The sequence below is a fragment of the Leptolyngbya sp. BC1307 genome (genome assembly GCF_002286735.1).
GTDB lineage: Bacteria > Cyanobacteriota > Cyanobacteriia > Phormidesmidales > Phormidesmidaceae > Phormidesmis.
This window is the reverse complement of sequence record NZ_NRTA01000057.1, coordinates 1-18,740: the sequence shown is the minus strand read 5'-3', so window position 1 is coordinate 18,740 and position 18,740 is coordinate 1. Positions and strand designations below refer to the sequence as shown.

Annotated in this window: 16 protein-coding genes; 12 read left to right on the top strand and 4 right to left on the bottom strand. The window is 51.0% G+C overall.

The window, feature by feature from the left end:
- Positions 1-137 precede the first annotated feature (137 nt).
- From CKL79_RS19645 to CKL79_RS22930, 3 genes are all read left to right on the top strand, one after another.
- Positions 138-971, top strand: a complete 834-nt coding sequence (locus CKL79_RS19645; protein WP_121971249.1) for an SDR family oxidoreductase — start codon at positions 138-140, stop codon at positions 969-971.
- A 414-nt stretch (positions 972-1,385) separates the two neighbouring features.
- Positions 1,386-1,541: a hypothetical protein gene (locus CKL79_RS23295; protein WP_170944128.1), complete on the top strand. Its 156-nt coding sequence runs from the start codon at positions 1,386-1,388 to the stop codon at positions 1,539-1,541.
- Positions 1,523-1,705: a hypothetical protein gene (locus CKL79_RS22930; RefSeq protein WP_141242251.1), complete on the top strand. Its 183-nt coding sequence runs from the start codon at positions 1,523-1,525 to the stop codon at positions 1,703-1,705. The genes CKL79_RS23295 and CKL79_RS22930 overlap by 19 nt, the downstream gene beginning before the upstream one ends.
- A 603-nt stretch (positions 1,706-2,308) precedes the next feature.
- Here the strand turns inward: CKL79_RS22930 and CKL79_RS19635 are convergent.
- Entirely contained in the window at positions 2,309-3,331 is a 1,023-nt protein-coding gene (locus tag CKL79_RS19635; protein ID WP_240518981.1) for a tyrosine-type recombinase/integrase, read from the bottom strand.
- A gap of 322 nt (positions 3,332-3,653) precedes the next feature.
- Between CKL79_RS19635 and CKL79_RS19630 the strand changes: the two genes are divergently transcribed.
- From CKL79_RS19630 to CKL79_RS19590, 8 genes are all read left to right on the top strand, one after another.
- Positions 3,654-3,899: a UPF0175 family protein gene (locus CKL79_RS19630; RefSeq protein ID WP_121971252.1), complete on the top strand. Its 246-nt coding sequence runs from the start codon at positions 3,654-3,656 to the stop codon at positions 3,897-3,899.
- The gene (locus CKL79_RS19625) at positions 3,896-4,396 is read left to right on the top strand and encodes a DUF3368 domain-containing protein (protein ID WP_121971247.1); all 501 of its coding nucleotides are present in this window, start codon (positions 3,896-3,898) and stop codon (positions 4,394-4,396) included. Before CKL79_RS19630 ends, CKL79_RS19625 begins: the two co-directional genes overlap by 4 nt.
- Before the next feature lie 95 nt (positions 4,397-4,491).
- Complete coding sequence (locus CKL79_RS19620) at positions 4,492-5,040, top strand: hypothetical protein (protein ID WP_121971251.1); 549 nt, start codon at positions 4,492-4,494, stop codon at positions 5,038-5,040.
- Complete coding sequence (locus CKL79_RS19615; RefSeq protein ID WP_121971246.1) at positions 5,033-5,695, top strand: hypothetical protein; 663 nt, start codon at positions 5,033-5,035, stop codon at positions 5,693-5,695. Before CKL79_RS19620 ends, CKL79_RS19615 begins: the two co-directional genes overlap by 8 nt.
- A gap of 9 nt (positions 5,696-5,704) precedes the next feature.
- Positions 5,705-5,941: a WGR domain-containing protein gene (locus CKL79_RS19610; protein WP_121971245.1), complete on the top strand. Its 237-nt coding sequence runs from the start codon at positions 5,705-5,707 to the stop codon at positions 5,939-5,941.
- Positions 5,942-6,581: 640 nt separating this feature from the next.
- Entirely contained in the window at positions 6,582-9,740 is a 3,159-nt protein-coding gene (drmD, locus tag CKL79_RS19600) for a DISARM system SNF2-like helicase DrmD (protein WP_121971243.1), read from the top strand.
- 98 nt (positions 9,741-9,838) lie between these two features.
- Positions 9,839-11,560, top strand: coding sequence for a DUF262 domain-containing protein (locus CKL79_RS19595; protein WP_121971242.1), 1,722 nt, complete (start codon positions 9,839-9,841; stop codon positions 11,558-11,560).
- 97 nt (positions 11,561-11,657) lie between these two features.
- Positions 11,658-15,743, top strand: a complete 4,086-nt coding sequence (locus CKL79_RS19590; protein ID WP_121971241.1) for a type IIL restriction-modification enzyme MmeI — start codon at positions 11,658-11,660, stop codon at positions 15,741-15,743.
- A 3-nt stretch (positions 15,744-15,746) separates the two neighbouring features.
- Here the strand turns inward: CKL79_RS19590 and CKL79_RS19585 are convergent, their stop codons facing one another.
- Positions 15,747-16,370, bottom strand: coding sequence for an SLATT domain-containing protein (locus CKL79_RS19585; RefSeq protein WP_121971240.1), 624 nt, complete (start codon positions 16,368-16,370; stop codon positions 15,747-15,749).
- 3 nt (positions 16,371-16,373) lie between these two features.
- On the bottom strand, positions 16,374-17,648 hold the full coding sequence (locus tag CKL79_RS19580; protein ID WP_121971250.1) for a nucleotidyltransferase: 1,275 nt from the start codon (positions 17,646-17,648) through the stop codon (positions 16,374-16,376).
- A gap of 346 nt (positions 17,649-17,994) precedes the next feature.
- Here CKL79_RS19580 and CKL79_RS19575 point away from each other — a divergent pair, with 346 nt between their 5' ends.
- Positions 17,995-18,234 (top strand): hypothetical protein, encoded by a 240-nt coding sequence (locus CKL79_RS19575; protein WP_121971239.1) that lies wholly within the window; start codon positions 17,995-17,997, stop codon positions 18,232-18,234.
- Between the two features lie 20 nt (positions 18,235-18,254).
- Here the strand turns inward: CKL79_RS19575 and CKL79_RS19570 are convergent.
- A partial coding sequence (locus tag CKL79_RS19570; RefSeq protein WP_141242116.1) for a transposase occupies positions 18,255-18,740 on the bottom strand: 486 nt, incomplete at its 5' end.

The following is an 18,740-nucleotide window of genomic DNA, read 5'->3' as shown; positions in this document are numbered from 1 at the left end:
TGAGGGTTTGGGTGTTTTCGTAGTTCATCGGCCTATGCGGGCAACAGTGAACCAAAGCCTATCAGGCTACCATGAAATCTATTATGCAGGAGGTCTAATGAGATCTGGATACGTAAACATCGTTTTGCCTGCTTCCTATGGCTTCACCAGTCGTTCTCATTACAGGTTGTTCATCGGGCATTGGCAGCTTTCTGTGTCGGGCCTTTCAGCGCAAAGGCTATCGCGTCGTGGCGACTGCTCGACAAGTAGAGCGTCTTGAAAGCTTGCGGGAAAAAGGAATGGCTGTGTTGGCTCTAGATGTTGATGACCCACAAGCCGTTGAAGACGTTGTTCGCTCGATTCTCATAACCGAAGGCAAAATCGATGTTTTAGTGAACAATGCCGGGTTTGGGCAATTTGGCCCCCTGATGGACATCGATAGAGACAAGCTTCAGCGACAGTTTCAAACCAATGTTTTTGCGCCCCTACTTTTGGCGCAGCAGGTTGCCCCATCCATGAAAGAACAGGGTTCGGGACTCATTATTAATATAGGTAGTATCTCAGGTCTCGTAACGACTCCTTTTGCAGGTGCTTATTGCGCCTCTAAAGCCGCACTGCATAGCTTGTCCGGAGCAATGCGTATGGAGCTTGCACCGTTCAATATTCAGGTTGTGACTGTTCAGCCTGGCGCGATCGCCTCTGGCTTTGGTCAATCTGCGGAAACCAGTCTGGCCGGAGTCATTAGTTCAAGCTCCTGGTATGCCGCTTTAGAACCAGATATTCGAGTAAGAGCAAATCTCTCTCAGGTAGCAGCTACTCCTTCTGACAGGTTCGCAACGGAGCTAGTGGCTCAGGTTACCAAACCTGAGCCACCTAGCGTCATTCGATTAGGAAAAAAGAGTCTCTGGCTACCCTGGCTAAAAAAGATGTTGCCAAACCGTCTCATGGAGTTTATGCTCAGTCAAAAGTTTGGCCTCAGCGATCTCAACTGAGCTAGCATCTTGGCATCCGTTCACGATCTTGTGAGTTCTAGCGCAAAAGGACTGAAGGCGAATGAGAATCGTGCTTTGTGGCCTCTACTCGTTCTTACACCCGTATCGGATTGGCATACGAACTCAGCGTCAACGCCTTCTCGGCCATGTGTAGAATACGAACCCTATGAAAAACTGAACGAATAAGATCTATGAGGAGTTGTTCAGGCTTAACGCTGTAGAAATGCGTCAGCAGTAGGATTTGATTGCCGGGAGTATCCGCATCGCCCGTACCCATATCACTGAAGACGAAAGGTTAGAGGCGGTGAAGTTCGGTGTGGTTCAACGCAGGGTGAGCCTTGAGAGCGGTTCTCTAATGAGAGGCTACGCCAACAGGTCGTCTCAAGGCTTATCGTCATCCCGTCGCCTTATGCGATGGCAGGGCCACTCCTTTGGAGTATCGCCAAGCTGACGGGCAACATGACGCAGAAGCTGACTATCCAACAGGTAAAAGCGAACTGCCAAGAAACCGGACTGGTCGCCCGTGCTCAGGATGTCAAAACGCGGTTGCGGTGGTTTCATACGATGTGATGGCATTGACTGGGCCAGACCTGGCGGTGCGTCAGGAGTTATTTGACTTCATTGAAACCGAACTCAAACAGCGGGCAGGCAAGCAGTATCCGACAATCCGCAAGCTCAGGAAAGCCCCGCACAATCAGCGCGATCAGTTGCTGGCCTTAGCTACTCGGCTTTGAGCGCTTCCAGAGAGCGTAGAAATTAACGGAATAAGCAGATTGAGCCATTGACAACGATGGCCTAATTTGGGCTGCGAGTGTGACCTAAAATCGGCTGTTTTTAAACCACGCCTGAAGTTCTACGAGGATCTAGTGGTAAGGATCTTCGTAGGCGATATTGAGGAGGCGCACAGAGATGCGATCGCCCTAACGGTACGCAAGTACAAGCTGTATCCACAGCGATTGCCATGAAACCCTCTCAGGTGAATAACCGCTTCACCTAAGGGGACTGCCCGTTCCACAGCTTCTCCGGGCTTTAGTCAGATCACGCTGAACTGTGAGAAGGAACTCTTGCCAGGTGCTCCAGATATTACGAAGAGGGTTAGCAGTTCCTAATCACCAAGCCGTTGTAGCTCAGCTCTGACTGAACAGCCCCGAGGTAGAGCGTTTAATAGTTTCTCTAAAAACCTATCGTGCGACTTTTCATCCAGCGCTCGCTTGGTGTAGCGCTCAAACAGGCGTGTTTAAACCCAGGTTCCGCCAAGGTAACACTCTGAGTCAGGGATAGATCCTTCAGAAGTCCATTTGGCTGGTATCCTCGCTTGAACCACACCAACGCAGCCCCTAAAACAAACCATCGCTAGCATCAGAGCGCTCAATCAAATCGTTGAACGCATCTTCGGCTTTTTTCTCAACGGCTCTTTTGGTATAGCGATCAAACGTAACCGGCGACTTGATGCGCATCAGCTTGCGGGCATAGTCCGGCTGCACATCCCCCATAACGAGCTGGGTGCCAAACGTATGGCGCAGTCGATGGGGATGTACATTCTCCGTGGATTCCGCGATCGCCGCCAAATCCTTGACCATTTCGTAAATGCCCCAATAACCCAGCCGTCTCCCATACCCATTTCTCGACAAGCTTCTAAAAAGGGGCTCACCCGAACCGGTGTCAAACCCCTTCTGCACACACCAGCCCAGGTAACTCTCTAACGCTTGGCGGGCCTTCGGAGATAGCGGCACCGCCCCATCGCTGCGCCACTTTGCTCCGCTCACCTGAATCGCCTGCCCGTTATAGTCCCCAATATTCAAATTGCTGACTTCCGTAGCCCTGAGCCCATGCTTCAGCAGCTCAAAGATAGCGGTATCTCTAATGCTAAGTGACTCCCGCTGGCCCCGATAGTCAAGCCCATCTGCGAGCTGACGCACCGCTGCGATCTCCATATCCTTAGTCTCAGTCGGCGTGGCAGGCACCTTTTCGACATTCAACGTCGGGTTATAGACGATGTAGCGCTTGGTGGTGAGCCACTTGAAGAAGCTGTGGAGCGTCGCTAACGCCTGGTTAATGCTAGCGGGTGAAAGTCCGATCTTGCCTGATTTAGTGGGTTGGAGCTTTAGATATGCTTTGTAGTTGCGAATATCCACGTCATTGATGTCGGCCCAGTGCTTGAATCCGCACCAGACCTGAAAGCCTCGAAGTTGGCGCACATAAGCCTTTTTGGTGTTGGGCCGGATTTCGCGGTCGCATAGAAACTCATCCACCCAATCCATTTCTACTGGCTTATCTGGCACCGGCTCAGCGGGCACAGTAGGCTTCGCTAGCGCACCAACCTCAATGAACGTCGGAATCGGATCAGGTTTTGCCATCATTTCAGCCCAAAATACAGGGCGGACCGCCGCGAAAACGCTCCCGATTTCTGAGAAACCACGCTTTCTGAATGCGGCAGCAGCCCGTCACCGCCTCTAAGCTAGCATGTCTAACCCCAAATAAGTTCATTTATTTGGGTTAAGCCAAAAATCAGACTAAGAATATAGATGAGCTGGATCGGTTATACTAAACCCTGTGGCCGTAGGCTTTTGAGCGATTGCCTCTGAAAAGCTCAACGCTACCTCCTACGGCAGGTAAGTCTTATTGGGCTGTAGCTTTCAGCCCCGAATAGTATCTGTGCAGCTGGCACAGAAGGATATGACGATGAGTCTAGTCATTTCTGATGATGTACTCTCAGCGAGTGGGCTGAAGGCAGAGGAGCTATTTTTAGAGGTTATTTTGCTGCTTTTTCAGCAGGACAAGTTGAGTTTGGGAAAAGCGGCAGAGTTGCTAGATATGCCACAGATTCGCTTTCAGCGTCTGATCTCAGCGCGGGGCATCTGCGTTCACTACGATGTCGCTGAGTTTCAAGAAGACATAGAGCACTTAAAGGTTCAGGGACTGCTGTGATCGTCATCAGCGATACGTCCCCCCTGAGTGGGTTAGCCATTGTCGGGGAGCTACCTCTATTGCAGGCTTTGTATGGGCAGATAGTGATTCCAGAGGCGGTAGCAAGTGAACTCAGACGCGGCGGTCAGGATGATCCGAGGATTGCTCAAGTGCTAACGCTGAGCTGGCTAGAAATCAAGCCCTCGACGAATCATCGTCTGATAGATGAGCTGCAAACTATTTACAAGCTGGATAAGGGTGAATCGGAAGCGATCTCGCTGGCGTTGGAACTCAATGCCGATGCGCTGCTGATCGATGAGCGTTTGGGCAGACGGGAAGCCAGTCGTTTGGGCCTTTCTATCACCGGGATGCTAGGTGTCTTACTGGTCGCAAAAAAGCAACGCCTGGTCAGTGCGGTTCGTCCCATTGTCGATGCGTTGATCAGTGAGGCAGGGTTCCGGATCAGCAGTCAGCTTTACAGAGAAGTCATGGCTTCTGCGGGGGAGGAGGATGAGTAAATTATTCTGTGGGTTGATACCTGCCTGGACTGTCGTTGGTGGCGGTGGAACATATCTTTCGGTTACAGGCTGTTTCGCGAGGAGAGCAAGCACTCGTGGCCCGTCGAATTACTAAAAAGTGTGTGGAATGTGCGCAGATGAGTGCAGCTCAGGCGCAGCAGTTGCATGGGAAAAAAGGTGACGGCTGCTGGCACGACAAGCGGTGCCCGAGCAAGCGTTCTTACTATCGCAATCGTCGTGAGCTGAATGAAAAGCGGCGATCGCTCTATCGGCAGCAAGTATCTGCTGGAGAACCTGCCAGTGACCAGGTGGAGACCGTATCGCTCTCGGTAGCCGAAGCGTCAGCACCTTACGCCAACCTCTATATCTGGCGGGAGAAGCGGAAGGACGCGCCGGTTCATGCGATCGGGGTGTCTGTGTTTGACAAGGGTGCCAAAGTGCTAGAAGTGGAGCCGATTCACTGCGCCGGATATCGCAAGCGGCAGCTAGAGCAGTATGTCCAGAAAAAGGTAATGCCCTATCTGAATGCGCGGTATGGCATTACCTTCTTCGCCGATGAGATTCGACTGGAGCCGATTGAGTGTCCGATCAAGGGGTGCCCGTTAAGCGACCGATTAGCCCAGGTAGAAGTGAGCAATGGTTGACGTACGCCAGCTAGAGCTGAACCTAGAAGTGGCTTTTGGTGAAGCTTCTGAGGTGCCTGAAGATGCAGACGTGCTGAGCCTTTGGTCACAGTTTGAGGGTGAGCTGACGGGACTGCCACAGCAGGAGCATTTGAGGGTAGCAGGCGACATTCTGGTGAAGCTGGCGGGGCTGTGCGAGGCCAAGTCTGATGTGCTCTGGGAAGATTGGCAGGATGCGCATAATGCTGAGGGGCCGGTGATGGGCGAGGGTTGGCTTCAGGGCTTGACTCGTCAAACTCAGGAGCTGGATTTTTCGGAGCTGGTGCAGCGTTCGTATGTTACGAACAGCGATCTGCTGAATGAAGACAAGACCGATGAGGATTCTGTCGTAGGCAATGTCGAGAAGCTGTCGGTTTTAGATATGATTGACGCGCTAGAGGATGCCGATCTAAAAAGTCAGGCGCTGGCCGTCTCTCATGCTGAAAATGTATCCGACTGGGTGAAGGCGTTAGCCGACGGGCAGATGGACTCGCCACAGCGACTGGTTGATCTTCAGCAGCAGTTGAGGATGCCGTTGATAGAAGTGTGGATCGCGGCGTTACTCGGTGGCTTTTCAATGGAGCAGCGCGGTAGCTTTTATCAGACGCAGGAACTTTGGGTGAGCAGGTGTAGGTGAGGACTGAGTATGGAGTATCAGCTAGACAAATGGAAGCGGCAAGACTGGCGGAAGAACAGTCGCCACTATTCCTGTGAAGTTCGGCAAAACCTATTTGGGCAGTGGGTTGTGCTGCGGCGATGGGGGCGAATGAGTGCAATGCGGGGGCAGTGTATTGAGGTTGTATGCGATCGCTACGAACAGGGGTTGGGAATCTTTGAGGCGGTTGGGAAACGGCGTGCGAAGCGTGGCTATCGCGCTTGGTAAATGATGCAATATTGTGAGCGCTACGCTTTGTCGCCCTGCTGGTAAACGAACTTCCGGCTCACCTAATGTTTGTCTGCTAGGTGACTAATGGGCTGCGAGCGCGAACGGAAGGCGATAAACTGGCGGCGTTGAAAAGGAGTTGGCTCATGTGGGGCGATCAATATAGGCGTAGGCAACAAGCTGTAGCCTACGCGATCGCTGCAAAAGTGTTACCTGCGTTTGAGCCACGCTGATTTTACTGCCAGAGTTACGGCAGTGGTTGGAAAGTTGGCAACTAGGGCAGTGTTTTGAGGCTGTCTACACAGAGGCTCAGCGCCTGATTTACGAGCGTCTTGATGATTTTGTGATGGGTCAGCAGTCTTAGATTGATAACTTGCTGATTGAGAATGAGGCAGGATTGCCGGTGGGCGATAGGCCGGTTAGGGGGGAGGCGATGGCGCAGCCCTTCCGTAGGAAGATCGCAAAACTATCTGCATTTTTGACGGAAGACGGCTGGCAAACATTGGCTGCTGTTGTAGCACAAGCTATGGCTAAAGGTGTCTTACAAGTAGCCCAGTTACAGGGCTTGCTACCGGTTGATGTTTAGGGTGGAAAAACTGATATACCCTAGTCAGAGCAGACATGTTAGGCATATATTCTTTTGCGCACTATTACGATTCCTGAGCAGGGGCAGCTTGTAGATGTTCGTCAGAGCCGCTTTGTAGTGACGGATATTCTTCAGACCCGTTTACCGGCTTCGCTGACGACGCCTGATCCACAGCCGATGCAGCATTTGATTACGCTGTCTTCGGTAGAAGATGACGCGCTGGGGGAGGAGCTTCAGGTCATTTGGGAGCTAGAGCCGGGGGCGCAGGTGTACGAGAAGGCGGAGCTGCCTGAGCCGGTCGGGTTTGATCTGCCGGAGCGGTTGGATGCGTTTTTGGATGCGGTGCGGTGGGGGGCGGCTTCGGTGGCAGATGTGCGCAATGTGCAGTCGCCGTTTCGCAGCGGAATTGATATTGAGGACTATCAGCTAGACCCGGTGGTGCGGGCGGTGCAGATGCCTCGGGTGAATTTGCTAATTGCTGATGATGTGGGGTTGGGCAAGACGATTGAAGCGGGGCTGGTGGCGCAAGAGCTAATTTTGCGGCAGCGGGCAAGGCGAATTTTGATTGTGTGCCCATCGGCGTTGCAGGTGCAGTGGCAGGAGCAAATGCGCGATAAGTTTGGATTGGACTTTCGCGTTGTGGATAGCGCTCTAATGAAGGGGTTGCGGCGGCGGCGGGGGATTCATGTGAATCCTTGGGGACATTTTCCAAGACTGATTACGTCGATTGACTTTTTGAAGCGTGATCGCCCCCTCCGCCTGTTTCGCGAGATCCTCCCGGCTGAAGGTGAGTCGCTATATCCTCGACGGTTCGACCTGATGATTGTGGATGAGGCGCATAATGTTGCGCCTTCGGGCAGCGGTAAGTATGCAATTGATTCGCAGCGGACAGCGGCGATTCGGCTGCTGGAGCCGCATTTTGAGCACAAGTTGTTTTTGACGGCGACGCCGCACAATGGTTATCCGGAAAGCTTTACAGCTTTGTTGGAGCTGTTGGACGGACAGCGGTTTGCCAGAGGGGTGCCGCCCGATCCGACTCAGCTACAAACGGTGATGGTGAGGCGGCTAAAGCAGGAGCTGCCGCCGGATGATCTTGGCAAGCCCCGGTTCCCTGAACGGCAGTTGGAGGCGATCGCTGTCAATTACACCGAAGCAGAAAGGCAGGCACATCAAAGCCTGCAAGCCTATACAGAACTCCGACGCAAAGGGGCTGAAGAGAATAAGACCGAACTCTATGCGACTGAATTTGTCCTCAAGCTGTTGAAAAAACGACTGTTTTCATCGCCGGAGGCATTTCGATCAACGCTGGTGAAGCATCAGGAGACGTTGGCCGGGCGGCGAGCTGAAAAGAAAACTTTGGCCAGGCCGTCTGAAGGGATCTTGCGCCGTCAGCTAGAGCAGGTGGAAGAGGAGTTTGCCGATGATGCGGTTTATGAGGAGGTGACAGAAGATGCGATCGCCACCTCTAGCCGCCTTTTTCACGCGGTGACGGCAGCAGAACAGCAGCAGCTCGACACCCTGCAAAAGTGGGCTAACCAGGCCGCTCTAGTAGCTGATGCGAAAGCGCAAAAGCTGTTGGATTGGATTGAAGCGGTCCTACGGCCCGGCGGGGATTGGGGCAGTGAGCGGGTGATTATTTTCACGGAGTACCGGGCGACTCAGAAGTGGTTATTCGATTTGTTGGCGAGTAGTGGGCTGGCCAGCAATGACCGATTGATGACGCTGTATGGCGGCATGGACTCAAAGGATCGTGAGAAGGTGAAAGCGGCATTTCAGGCGAGTCCGGCAGTTTCTCCGGTACGAATTTTGCTAGCGACGGATGCGGCGAGTGAAGGGCTAGATTTGCAGAATCACTGTTCGCGGCTGATTCACTATGAGATTCCGTGGAATCCCAATCGGATGGAGCAGCGCAATGGGCGAGTAGATCGTCATGGGCAGCGAGCTTCGGCAGTACGGATCTATCACTTTGTAGCGGCGGGCTACGAGCAGACGACGCTCGGAACAAAGCCGGGAGATCTGGCGGGCGATTTGGAGTTTCTGATGCGGGCAGCGCTGAAGATAAATACCATTCGCGAGGATCTAGGTAAGGTGGGGCCGGTAATTGCGACTCAAGTAGAAGAGGCGATGCTGGGTCGGCGGGTGGCTTTGGATACGGCAGTGGCAGAGCGGGCGGCGCAGCCATTACGACGACTGATGAAGTTTGAGCGGTCGGTGCAGGGCCGGATCGACCAGCTTAAGGAACAGCTAGGGGATACTCGCCGTGAACTCAGGCTGTCACCAGAGAATATTACAGCGGTGGTGAAAATTGGCTTAGATCTGGCGGAGCAGCCCGCGCTGCTGCCGGTTGATGTGCCGGATTTGGGCGGTGAGGCGTACAGATTGCTCGCTATGAGCGGGAGCTGGGCAAATTGTTCAGAAGGCTTGGCGCATCCGCACACGGGGGAGATTCGCCCAATTGTGTTTGACCCGGATCTGGCTCGGGGGCGCGATAGTGTGGTGCTGGTGCATCTCAATCATCGGCTGGTGCAGATGTGTTTGCGGCTGCTGCGAGCTGAGGTGTGGTCGCGGCAGGACAGTAGCAAACTGTATCGGGTGACGGCGCGGCGGGTGGCAAGTACAGCGCTGGATCATCCGGTGGTAGTGGCGTATGGTCGGCTTGTGGTGCTAGGCGGCGATCAGCAGCGGTTGCATGAGGAGATTATTACGGCGGGAGGTGAGCTGAAGCAGGGACGATTTAGCCGGTTGAATGTGGGGCAAATAAAGGCAGCGTTGGATGCGGCTCAGCAAATGAAAGGTGATGAGGCGGTGCCGGAGAGTATGGAGGCGCGTTTGCAGGCGGCTTGGCCGGGTCATCAGGAGGCTTTGCTGCGATCGCTCGAAGTACGGATGGGCGATCGCACTCAGAGATTGCAAAAAAAGCTGGCTGAGCGGTGCGAAAAGGAAGTGGCAGATATGACGGCAGTGCTGACTGAATTGCGATCGCAGATTATCCGCGAGCTAGATGAACCTGCCGTAGAGCAAATGGAGCTGTTTAGCAGTGTAGAAAAGGAACAGCTAGAGCGAAACTTAAGCAGCTTGCGATTACGGGTAGAACAGATTCCGCAGGAGATTGAGCAAGAGGCGGACATTATTCGAGCACGGTTTGCCGAGCCAACGCCCCGATTATTTCCGCTGGCAGTAGCCTACTTGGTACCTCAAAAGCTAATCAAGTGAGTCGCAATGTTTTATCAAGATAGACTTATATCTGAATAGAGCTAGCCCAGACCTCAGAACCTGTCTATATTTTTGGCCAGAAATGGAAGATAGCAAGCATGGCAACCATCAACTTCAATACCTCCAATATTACCTTTCGTCAGCTGCTGGGTAATGGACTTACCTACCGAGTCCCTCGCTTTCAGCGCGATTATTCTTGGGGGTCAGATGAGTGGGATGATCTTTGGCAGGATATTGTGGGTCTTTTTGAAGACGACAGTGAACCGGCTCATTATTTGGGCTATCTTGTTCTGCAATCGTCAGGTAGCAATCAATTTGATATTATTGACGGCCAGCAACGGATAACCACTTTGAGCGTGATGATTTTGGCTGGGCTGTCACACCTCGAAGCGCTGGTCAACTTGGGGTTAGATGCGGAGAACAATCGGCAGCGCAAGGATGAATTATATAGAAACTACATTGGTTTTATAGATCCAGAAACGCTTGTGCCTCAATCAAAATTAGCGCTAAACCGTCATAATAATCTGTTCTATCAAAGTTATCTGGTTCCTCTAACGCATATTCCAATGAGGGGGCTTAACACATCTGAAGATCAGCTCAGAGAAGCTTTTGGCTGGTTTAAAGAGCGCATTGGAGAAAGGTTTGGTAGCCAGCCTTCCAGCGGCAAGCGTTTCACTGGATTTATTGGTGCGCTGGTAGATAAGCTTTTTTTTACTGTAATTACGGTGACGAATGAGCTAAACGCTTTTAAGGTGTTTGAGACGTTGAATGCTCGCGGGGTTCGTCTCTCTTCAACGGATCTGCTTAAGAACTATCTATTTTCTATTGTTAGCACGGGCGGTGTTCACGAGACCCAGATGCAAACGCTCGAAGACCGGTGGGAAAGGCTTGTGGGCGTTCTAGGCAGAGAAAGCTTCCCAGAATTTTTGAGAAGCTACTGGAATAGCCGTTACAAGTTAGTTCGCAAAACGGATTTGTTTAAGGCGGTTCGGCGTGATGTGACGACTCGCAAGGATGCGTTCACCTTAGTGAGAGATTTTGACTACTATGCTGATGTTTATACTGCACTGAGAGATCCGCAAGATAGTAGATGGGATACTAAAGAGAGAGAGGCGCTTAAGCAGCTAAAGATGTTTGGCGTTCGGCAGCCGGTTTCCATGCTTTTGGCAACCTATCAAAGCTTTTTTGAAGCAAGCCGCTCGTCATTTACTCGAATTTTGCTGTCTGTATTAGTGGTTTCTTTTCGGTACAATGTTATTTGCTCGCTGCTAACTTCCGATCAAGAGAAAATTTATAACGACATTGCGCGTAATATTTCTGACGGTGTGTACACCAGTCACTTACAAGTAGAAGAGGCATTACGTCGAATCTATCCTGACGACGCCCAGTTTAAAGGGGCGTTTGTGGAGAAAGAGCTAAAAACAACAGCCAGTCGAAACAAGAAAGTGGTGCGCTATATTTTGTTTGAGATTGAGAAGCAGCGCTCTGGGCGGAAGTTTGATGCGGAGAGTGCTACCTATAACCTGGAACATATTTTACCTGAGCATCCTTCTGAAGCCTGGGACTATATTGACGAAGCTAAACAGAATCGTTTGATTTATCGGCTAGGTAATATGACACCCCTTGAAACCAAGCCGAATAAAGATATTGGCAATGCTAGCTATGCGGAGAAGAAGCCCATTTTTGAAAAGAGTGATTTTGCGATTACGCGGGCGATCGCACAACACTACGACATCTGGGACGAGCAAAAAATAGAAAGTCGGCAAAAGCAGCTCGCTAATATTGCCGCTGGCATCTGGCGCATTGATTTTAAGAATTGAAATCGGATCTGAAACGATCGCTTGAGATTATTGCCGTAAATGGGTCAGACCTTTACGCTTGACTACACCACTCCCAAAACTTTTTTATATTTTCTTTATGTCTACTGCTCGTCATCATGCTGAATGGTTATCGCTGGTTGAGGCTTCGGGGCCGTTTGTGAGTATGCCGGTGCTGCTGAAGGCGTTTCCGCAGGGACTGGATGCGCATGATTCGGAGGTGATGCGGCTGGTGCGGCTAGCTCATGATGAGTGGCAGGTCAGTCAGCAGGCCGGTCGGCTAGATCAGGGAATTCATGGGGCGTGGGTGGCGTTTGTGCTGCGGGAGGTGTTGGGCTTTCCAGAGGAGGTGTTGCTGAGCGGGCAGGCAATTCCTTCGAGGCTGGCGGTGACGGTGGCGGAGCAGGGGGAGACGCTGCGGCCTGATTGGATAATTTCAGAAGCGATCGCGCCAGAAAATAAGGCGCGAATGCTGGTACAGGTGTATCCGCCGGGGCAGGATTTGAACAAGGCGGTGAAGGGGTCGCGGTGGGCGGCGAGTGCGGCGACGCGGATGATGGAGCTGCTGCATGGGTTGGGGGTGCGGCTGGGGCTGGTGACGAATGGCGAGCATTGGCTGCTGGTGAATGCGCCGAAGGGGGAGGCGACGGGCTATATCTCTTGGTATGCGACGCTGTGGCAGGAGGAAAAGCTGACGCTGCGGGCGTTTCGGTCTTTGCTGGGGGTGGAGCGCTTTTTTGGGGTAGACGAGTCGGAGACGATTGAGGCGCTGCTGGCGGAGAGTGTGAACAGTCAGCAGGAGGTGACGGATCAGCTGGGCTTTCAGGTGCGCTCGGCGGTGGAGGTGCTGGTGCAGTCGATTGACCGGGCGGATCAGGATCGGGGTCGGGAGCTACTGGTGGGGGTGCTGGAGACGAAGCTGTATGAGGCAGCGCTGACGGTGATGATGCGGCTGGTGTTTTTGTTTTCGGCGGAGGAGCGGGGGCTGCTGCTCTTGGGAGATCCGGTGTATGACCAGTTTTATGCGGTGAGTACGCTGCGGGAGATGCTGCGGGAGCAGGCAGATCAGAACGGGGAGGAGATTTTGGAGCGGCGGTATGATGCGTGGTGTCGGCTGCTGGCGATTTTTCGGGCGGTGTATGGCGGCATTGGGCATGAGGCGTTGCGGTTGCCTGCCTATGGTGGAACGCTGTTTGATCCGGATCGGTTTGAGTTTTTGGAGGGGAGAGAATCGGGGAGTCGCTGGCAGCAGGTGGAGGCTAGGCCGATTGAGATCAATAACAGAACGGTGCTGCATTTGCTGGAGGCGTTGCAGCTATTGGAGGTGCAGATGCCGGGGGGTGGGGGCAAGGTGTCTCGTAAGATCTCTTTTCGGGCGTTGGATATTGAACAGATTGGGCATGTGTATGAGGGTTTGCTAGACCATACGGCGGTGCGGGCGATGGAGCCAATTTTGGGGCTGGTGGGGACGAAGAATAAGGAGCCGGAGGTGGCGCTGGAGGATTTGGAACAGTTGGCTCAGAAGGATGGAAAGAACCTGCTGACGTTCTTGAAAAAAGAAACGGGGCGATCGCAGTCGGCTTTGAAGAAGTCGCTGGAGATGGATGTGTCGGCGGAGTGGGGTGCGTATGAGCTGAGTCGGCTGCGGGTGGCTTGTGGGAATGATGAGGCGCTGTATGCGCGGGTGTTGCCGTTTGCGGGATTGCTGAGGGCCGATACGTTTGGCTATCCGGTGGCGATCGCACGGGGAAGTGTGTATGTGACGCAGGGGAGCGATCGCAGAGATACCGGAACGCACTATACGCCGCGTAGCCTAACTGAGGAAATTGTGAAGTATACGCTGGAGCCGCTGGTGTATGTGGGGGTGGCGGAGGGGAGGCCAAAGGAAAAGTGGAAATTAAAGAAAGCGCCGGAGCTGTTGAAGCTGAAGGTGTGTGATATGGCGATGGGGAGTGGGGCGTTTTTGGTGGAGGTGTGCCGGTATTTGTCGGCGCGGCTGGTGGAGGCTTGGGAAAGCGAGGAAGGGCGGATAGAAGACGGGGAGATAAAGGTGTTGCCAGATGGTTCTCTTTCTACGGGTGATGTAAAAGAGAGGCTATTGCCTGCTGACCCGGAAGAGAGAATGATTATGGCGCGGCGGCTGGTGGCGGATAGGTGCCTGTATGGGGTGGATAAGAATCCGCTGGCGGTGGAGATGGCGAAGCTGTCGCTGTGGCTGATTACGCTGCAAAAGCATAAGCCGTTTACGTTTTTGGATCATGCGTTCCGCTGTGGGGATTCGCTGGTGGGGGTGAGTGTGGAGCAGCTTTGCTATTGGAATATGGATACGCATGAGACGACGCCGGAGCTGTTGGCGAGCAGTATTCGGGCGCAGGTGGAGGAGGTGTCGCAGATGCGGCAGAAGCTTGAGAGTATTTCGGTGGATGCGCCAGCGGATCAGGCTGAGAAGGAGCGGCTGTTGGGGCTGGCACAAACGCGGATGAATGGATTGCAGCTAGGGGCGGATCAGCTAGTAACGAGTTATTTTGTATCGAGCAAAAAGAGTCGGCAGGATGATGTGCGGCAGATTATGTTGCAGGCGTATCGGGGGGAGGGGGATGTGCCGGAGGAGTTGCGAGGGGTGCTGGAGAGGAACAATGTGCAGCCTTTTCATTGGGAGCTGGAGTTTCCAGAGGTGTTTGCGGGTGGGGGTGGGTTTGATGCGATCGTGGGGAATCCGCCGTTTCAGGGTGGGCAGAAGATTACGGGCGCGTTGGGAACGGTTTATCGAGACTTTTTGGTAGAACAGATTGCTCAGGGGGCAAGGGGAAGTGCGGATTTGTGTGCGTACTTTTTCTTGCGGGCGGATGAGGAGCTGCGAGTGGATGGTGGGATGGGGCTGATTGCAACTAATACGATCGCACAGGGAGATACGCGAGAGGTTGGGTTGGATCAGCTCGCGGCAAAGGGGCGGGCGATACCTCGGGCAGTGCCGAGCCGGAAGTGGCCGGGAAGTGCGAATTTGGAAGTTGCTCACATTTGGGTGAAAAAGGGAAAGTGGGCAGGCGGCTTTGAGCTGAATGAAAAGTGGGTCGAGGGGATTACGCCGTTTTTGACGATTCCAGGGCAGGCGGTGGGTAATCCTGAACGGTTAGCAGCAAACCAGGAGAAGTCTTTTCAAGGTTCTATTGTGTTGGGCATGGGTTTTGTTTTAGAGCCGGAAGAAGCTCAGGCGTTGATTGAGAAAGATGCTTGCAATGCAGATGTGTTGTTTCCTTATTTGAATGGGCAAGACTTGAACACGAATTCGGATCAGTCGCCTAGTCGTTGGGTGATTAATTTCTTTGATTGGCCTTTGGATGCTGAGCATGATGATTCTAAGAAACCGAAGGGGCCACCCTATGCAGCGGATTATCCTGATTGTTTGACGATTGTGCGGGAGAAGGTGAAGCCTGAGCGGGAAGTTAATAAATACAGCAAGTCTGCTCGTGAGAGATGGTGGCTATATGAGAGATCCAGGCCAGAGCTGTATGGTGCGATTGAGGGGTGCGATCGCGTTTTAGCCTCTACACGTGTCACAAAATACTTCTCTGTCAGCGTTGTACCAAATAATCAGATTTTTACAGTGGATTTAGCTATTCATGCGTTATCCCCTAAGTTCTTCTCTCTATTATCTTCAAACATTTTTGAAACTTGGACAAGAGAAACTTCTAGCACGATGGAAACCCGACTAAGATTTTCAATTACCGATAGCTTTGAAACCTTCCCCTTCCCCACCCAAACCAACACCCTAGAATCTATCGGCGAAGCCTACTACACCCACCGCCAATCCATCATGCAAACCCACCAACAAGGACTCACCAAAACCTACAACCGCTTCCACACCCCCGACGACACCGCCCCCGACATCACCCAACTGCGATCGCTCCACATCGAAATGGACACCGCCGTCGCCGCCGCCTACGGCTGGCAAGACCTCGCCCTAGATCACGACTTCCACGAAACCAAGCAAGGGCTGCGCTTTACCATTAGCGAAGCCGCCCGCCGCGAAGTCCTCGACCGCCTGCTAGCGCTAAATCACGAACGCTATACCCAGGAGGTGAAGCTGGGGCTGCATGATAAGAAAAAAGGGAAGAAGGCTAAATCGAAAAAGGTGACACCTCAGAGAGAAGCGCTACCAGAAGATCAGATGAAATTGTTCTTTTAACACCTACTGACATAACGACAGCAATACCGCGCATAAGCTTAAGAACACTGAACTATTCTTAAACAATAACCAGCAAAAAAATATCAGTAGTGTAAGGATACCTATTGATGCAGTCAAAGGCACTTTATCTCTGAGAAGCTTAAAGTTTTTCTGTTCGTCTACCCAATCGATCTGAAACTCCCAAAAGAACTTGTAGTGTGCATACCAATCACTGAACAGTATTTGGGTACTCATACTCTTAGAGTAATATTCATTTTCGACAGCTTCTAGTTCCTCTATAATCTCTAGTATCTCTTTGTCATCTGCTGTCTTCGCCCGGAGATAGAGCTTCTTAAGCTTATTAAAAAGCTGGATAAGGACTACACCTGCATCTCCATACTCTTCTTTCCTAGAGTTATAGAAAGAAATATATAAACTGATTACGCCTAGCACTATCAGTGATGCAGATAAAAATCTAGATGACAAATTATCAAAAGCAAGAGAGTATATTCCAAATGATATGGAGAAGAATCTTATATATCCTGGAACCTTTGTTACAAGGTCAAATGTAGCAAAATGCTTCTTAGCACCGAATCCAATATTATATCCAGTTTCTGCAATTGCTTTTAGTAAGTCGTCTCTTTGCATAAGCTAATCTATAGGTACGTCAATTCTATCTTTCGCAATAACAACGCCATCCCTGATAGCATAGCACTCAGCTATATGTTCCCCTCTGAACTGCGTATGCTCAGTTTTGACATTCGACCCTTGATCTTCAATAATTTGACCTCTAATACAGTCAAGCCTTTCAGCTTCCGAACCTCGATTGAGAATTTTCCAATACAGATCGTATTTACCTGCTATATCAGAGCCTTTCAGCCAAAACTTAAGCTCCTTTTTGGGCTGAAGCCGTAATCCTTTGCGAATAAACTCAGACAAAACGTGCTTTCTATGCCCGTTCTGTGAAACGTCGCATTCGATTTCTATGTTGAATTGAATATCAATCGGAAACTTGTCTTCTATAAATTCTTCTGTGTTGCGCCAAGTCGGTTCCGAAAAGGCAAGAGCATCATTCTTCATTACGGGTCTACTTGGGAAAGGTCTGCCATAGACCTTCTTCCACTTATCATACGCGGCGTCTTTTCCTTTCGCCTCTATAGCCTTTAAGCAAAGTTCATAAGCTTTCTTTGCCTTTCTCCTAAAGTCTTTTTTAACTCTGACTCTCTGCCCACTACCTAATGCTGCATAAAAATCCTGTTTTGGCTGATCTTTCAGATACTCAAAAAAATCTCTACTCATCAGATCGTAGGCATAATAGCTTTCAGTATCGTATTCATCTGTTGATTTGAGAAAGTTATAGACCAAAGTATCTATTAGAAGCCCGCCCATGCCGACGCCATGTTTGTTTTTCCAAGCTCTGATCATCTTGCATAGTCGCCGAAGATTTTTATTCTTTTGCCTGTTAAACTCAGCCACTGCTTTTATCTCTTCGCGTGGCTTGGTTGTCTTCCAACTGCCCTTGTTTTCCGTGTGAGGATACTTGAAGCTACCGTCAGCTTGTTCAAATACTGGCTGAAGCTCTACATGAAAATTACTGTATGTGACCGTCACGACAAGCCCATCAACACACACTTTGGTTTTAGGATATCTAGCTTTGATCGCATCCTTTGCATCGCGCAGTAGGTTGTACTGTCCACCGTTCTTGTAATTATTCCACTTGCCGTCAGGCATGATATACAGCATATCTAGGTCAGAAACGCCTTTAATAGCAGTGTGCCTACCAATCGAACCGACCTTAAGCCTGTTGTGATATTTCGAATCTGTATCCCTAAATTTCTTATTAAGAGAGGCTGTAATTTCGCCATAGCAAAGACCAATCTGCTCCTTGTTGTCTATTACTAGATTTCCAATAAAGTCCTTGAACATAGTCGATGTACTCGACTTGCTCTCTTCGGAAAGATATAAATTTTTTAGCATATGAGAAAGTGTGCAAATTTCAGGATAAGAGTGCTAAATAACTCACTGTCTTTGAAATTCTTTATGAAACGAATTATTTACAGGCATTATAGTTCGCCTGAACTGTTTTGTGTGTGAATCGGATAAAATAACCTTTGATACGCTATGTGTAGTGATAAGCAGCCGAATGAATGACTGTAATTATGAATAAAGTACAGATAGCAACTAAGCTATCCATCGTCGTTGCATTCGTCCTGCAAGTCCCTAATGCTAAATAAAAGCAAACTTTTAGTTTGTGGGAGCCTTTGTTTTGAAGATGCTATTTCTAGCTTGGCAAAACCCTATTTCGCGCAGATGGTTTCCAATTGGTCGCCTAACCTTTGACGGCCATCTGTATCGCTTTGGCTATATTCAGGGCGTTGTGACCGCACAACAAGAAGGAGACTTTGAATCGCTCTGGGCATTTCCCGAGCTGAATACCGTTTACGAATCTTACGAACTCTTCCCCCTATTTTCTAATAGACTTGAGTGTTGTGCTCTGACGGTAGAAAAATAATTGAGGCGTTATCTAGCGAGTCATGCAGGCACCCCCTTATTCTGCTTGTCAAACAATTTGGCAAACACCTGCGACGCCGATTCACCCTGTTCAAGACAGTCATGAGCAAAGAGGATTAGCTTTTCTATCAGCGCTTGCGATTGCTGGCGACAGACCTGCCCGATGGATTGTGTGAGCTGGGTAGGGCGCTTGCCCGGAGCCTTTGTCGGGGGTGGCAAGCAAGCCAAGTGCAAGATTGAGTAAGCCACGAACACCAACGTCCAATGGGTTTGAATGGATTCAAAGGTTCGCATCCGATACTCATCAAGCCCGAGATATTGCTTTCCATCTCGATAAAAGGTTTCTATCGGCCATCTTTGTAAATATTTGGCGAGCACCTGTTTGGCTGACCAGTCAGCGCGATTGGTCAGCAGCACAGCGTAAGTCCCGGTGAGCTGTGCAGTTTCAAAGCTAATCACTAAACGCAGCTTGCCAAAGCGGGGAATTCGGCAGCAGAAGGTAAAACA

Bases quoted from the DNA above. Each gene is read 5' to 3' on its own strand.
- CKL79_RS19645 (WP_121971249.1), top strand. From the start codon at position 138: ATGGCTTCACCAGTCGTTCTCATTACAGGTTGTTCATCGGGCATTGGC.
- CKL79_RS23295 (WP_170944128.1), top strand. From the start codon at position 1,386: ATGGCAGGGCCACTCCTTTGGAGTATCGCCAAGCTGACGGGCAACATG.
- CKL79_RS19635 (WP_240518981.1), bottom strand. From the start codon at position 3,331: ATGATGGCAAAACCTGATCCGATTCCGACGTTCATTGAGGTTGGTGCG.
- CKL79_RS19630 (WP_121971252.1), top strand. From the start codon at position 3,654: ATGAGTCTAGTCATTTCTGATGATGTACTCTCAGCGAGTGGGCTGAAG.
- CKL79_RS19615 (WP_121971246.1), top strand. From the start codon at position 5,033: ATGGTTGACGTACGCCAGCTAGAGCTGAACCTAGAAGTGGCTTTTGGT.
- CKL79_RS19610 (WP_121971245.1), top strand. From the start codon at position 5,705: ATGGAGTATCAGCTAGACAAATGGAAGCGGCAAGACTGGCGGAAGAAC.
- CKL79_RS19595 (WP_121971242.1), top strand. From the start codon at position 9,839: ATGGCAACCATCAACTTCAATACCTCCAATATTACCTTTCGTCAGCTG.
- CKL79_RS19590 (WP_121971241.1), top strand. From the start codon at position 11,658: ATGTCTACTGCTCGTCATCATGCTGAATGGTTATCGCTGGTTGAGGCT.
- CKL79_RS19585 (WP_121971240.1), bottom strand. From the start codon at position 16,370: ATGCAAAGAGACGACTTACTAAAAGCAATTGCAGAAACTGGATATAAT.
- CKL79_RS19580 (WP_121971250.1), bottom strand. From the start codon at position 17,648: ATGTTCAAGGACTTTATTGGAAATCTAGTAATAGACAACAAGGAGCAG.
- CKL79_RS19575 (WP_121971239.1), top strand. From the start codon at position 17,995: ATGCTATTTCTAGCTTGGCAAAACCCTATTTCGCGCAGATGGTTTCCA.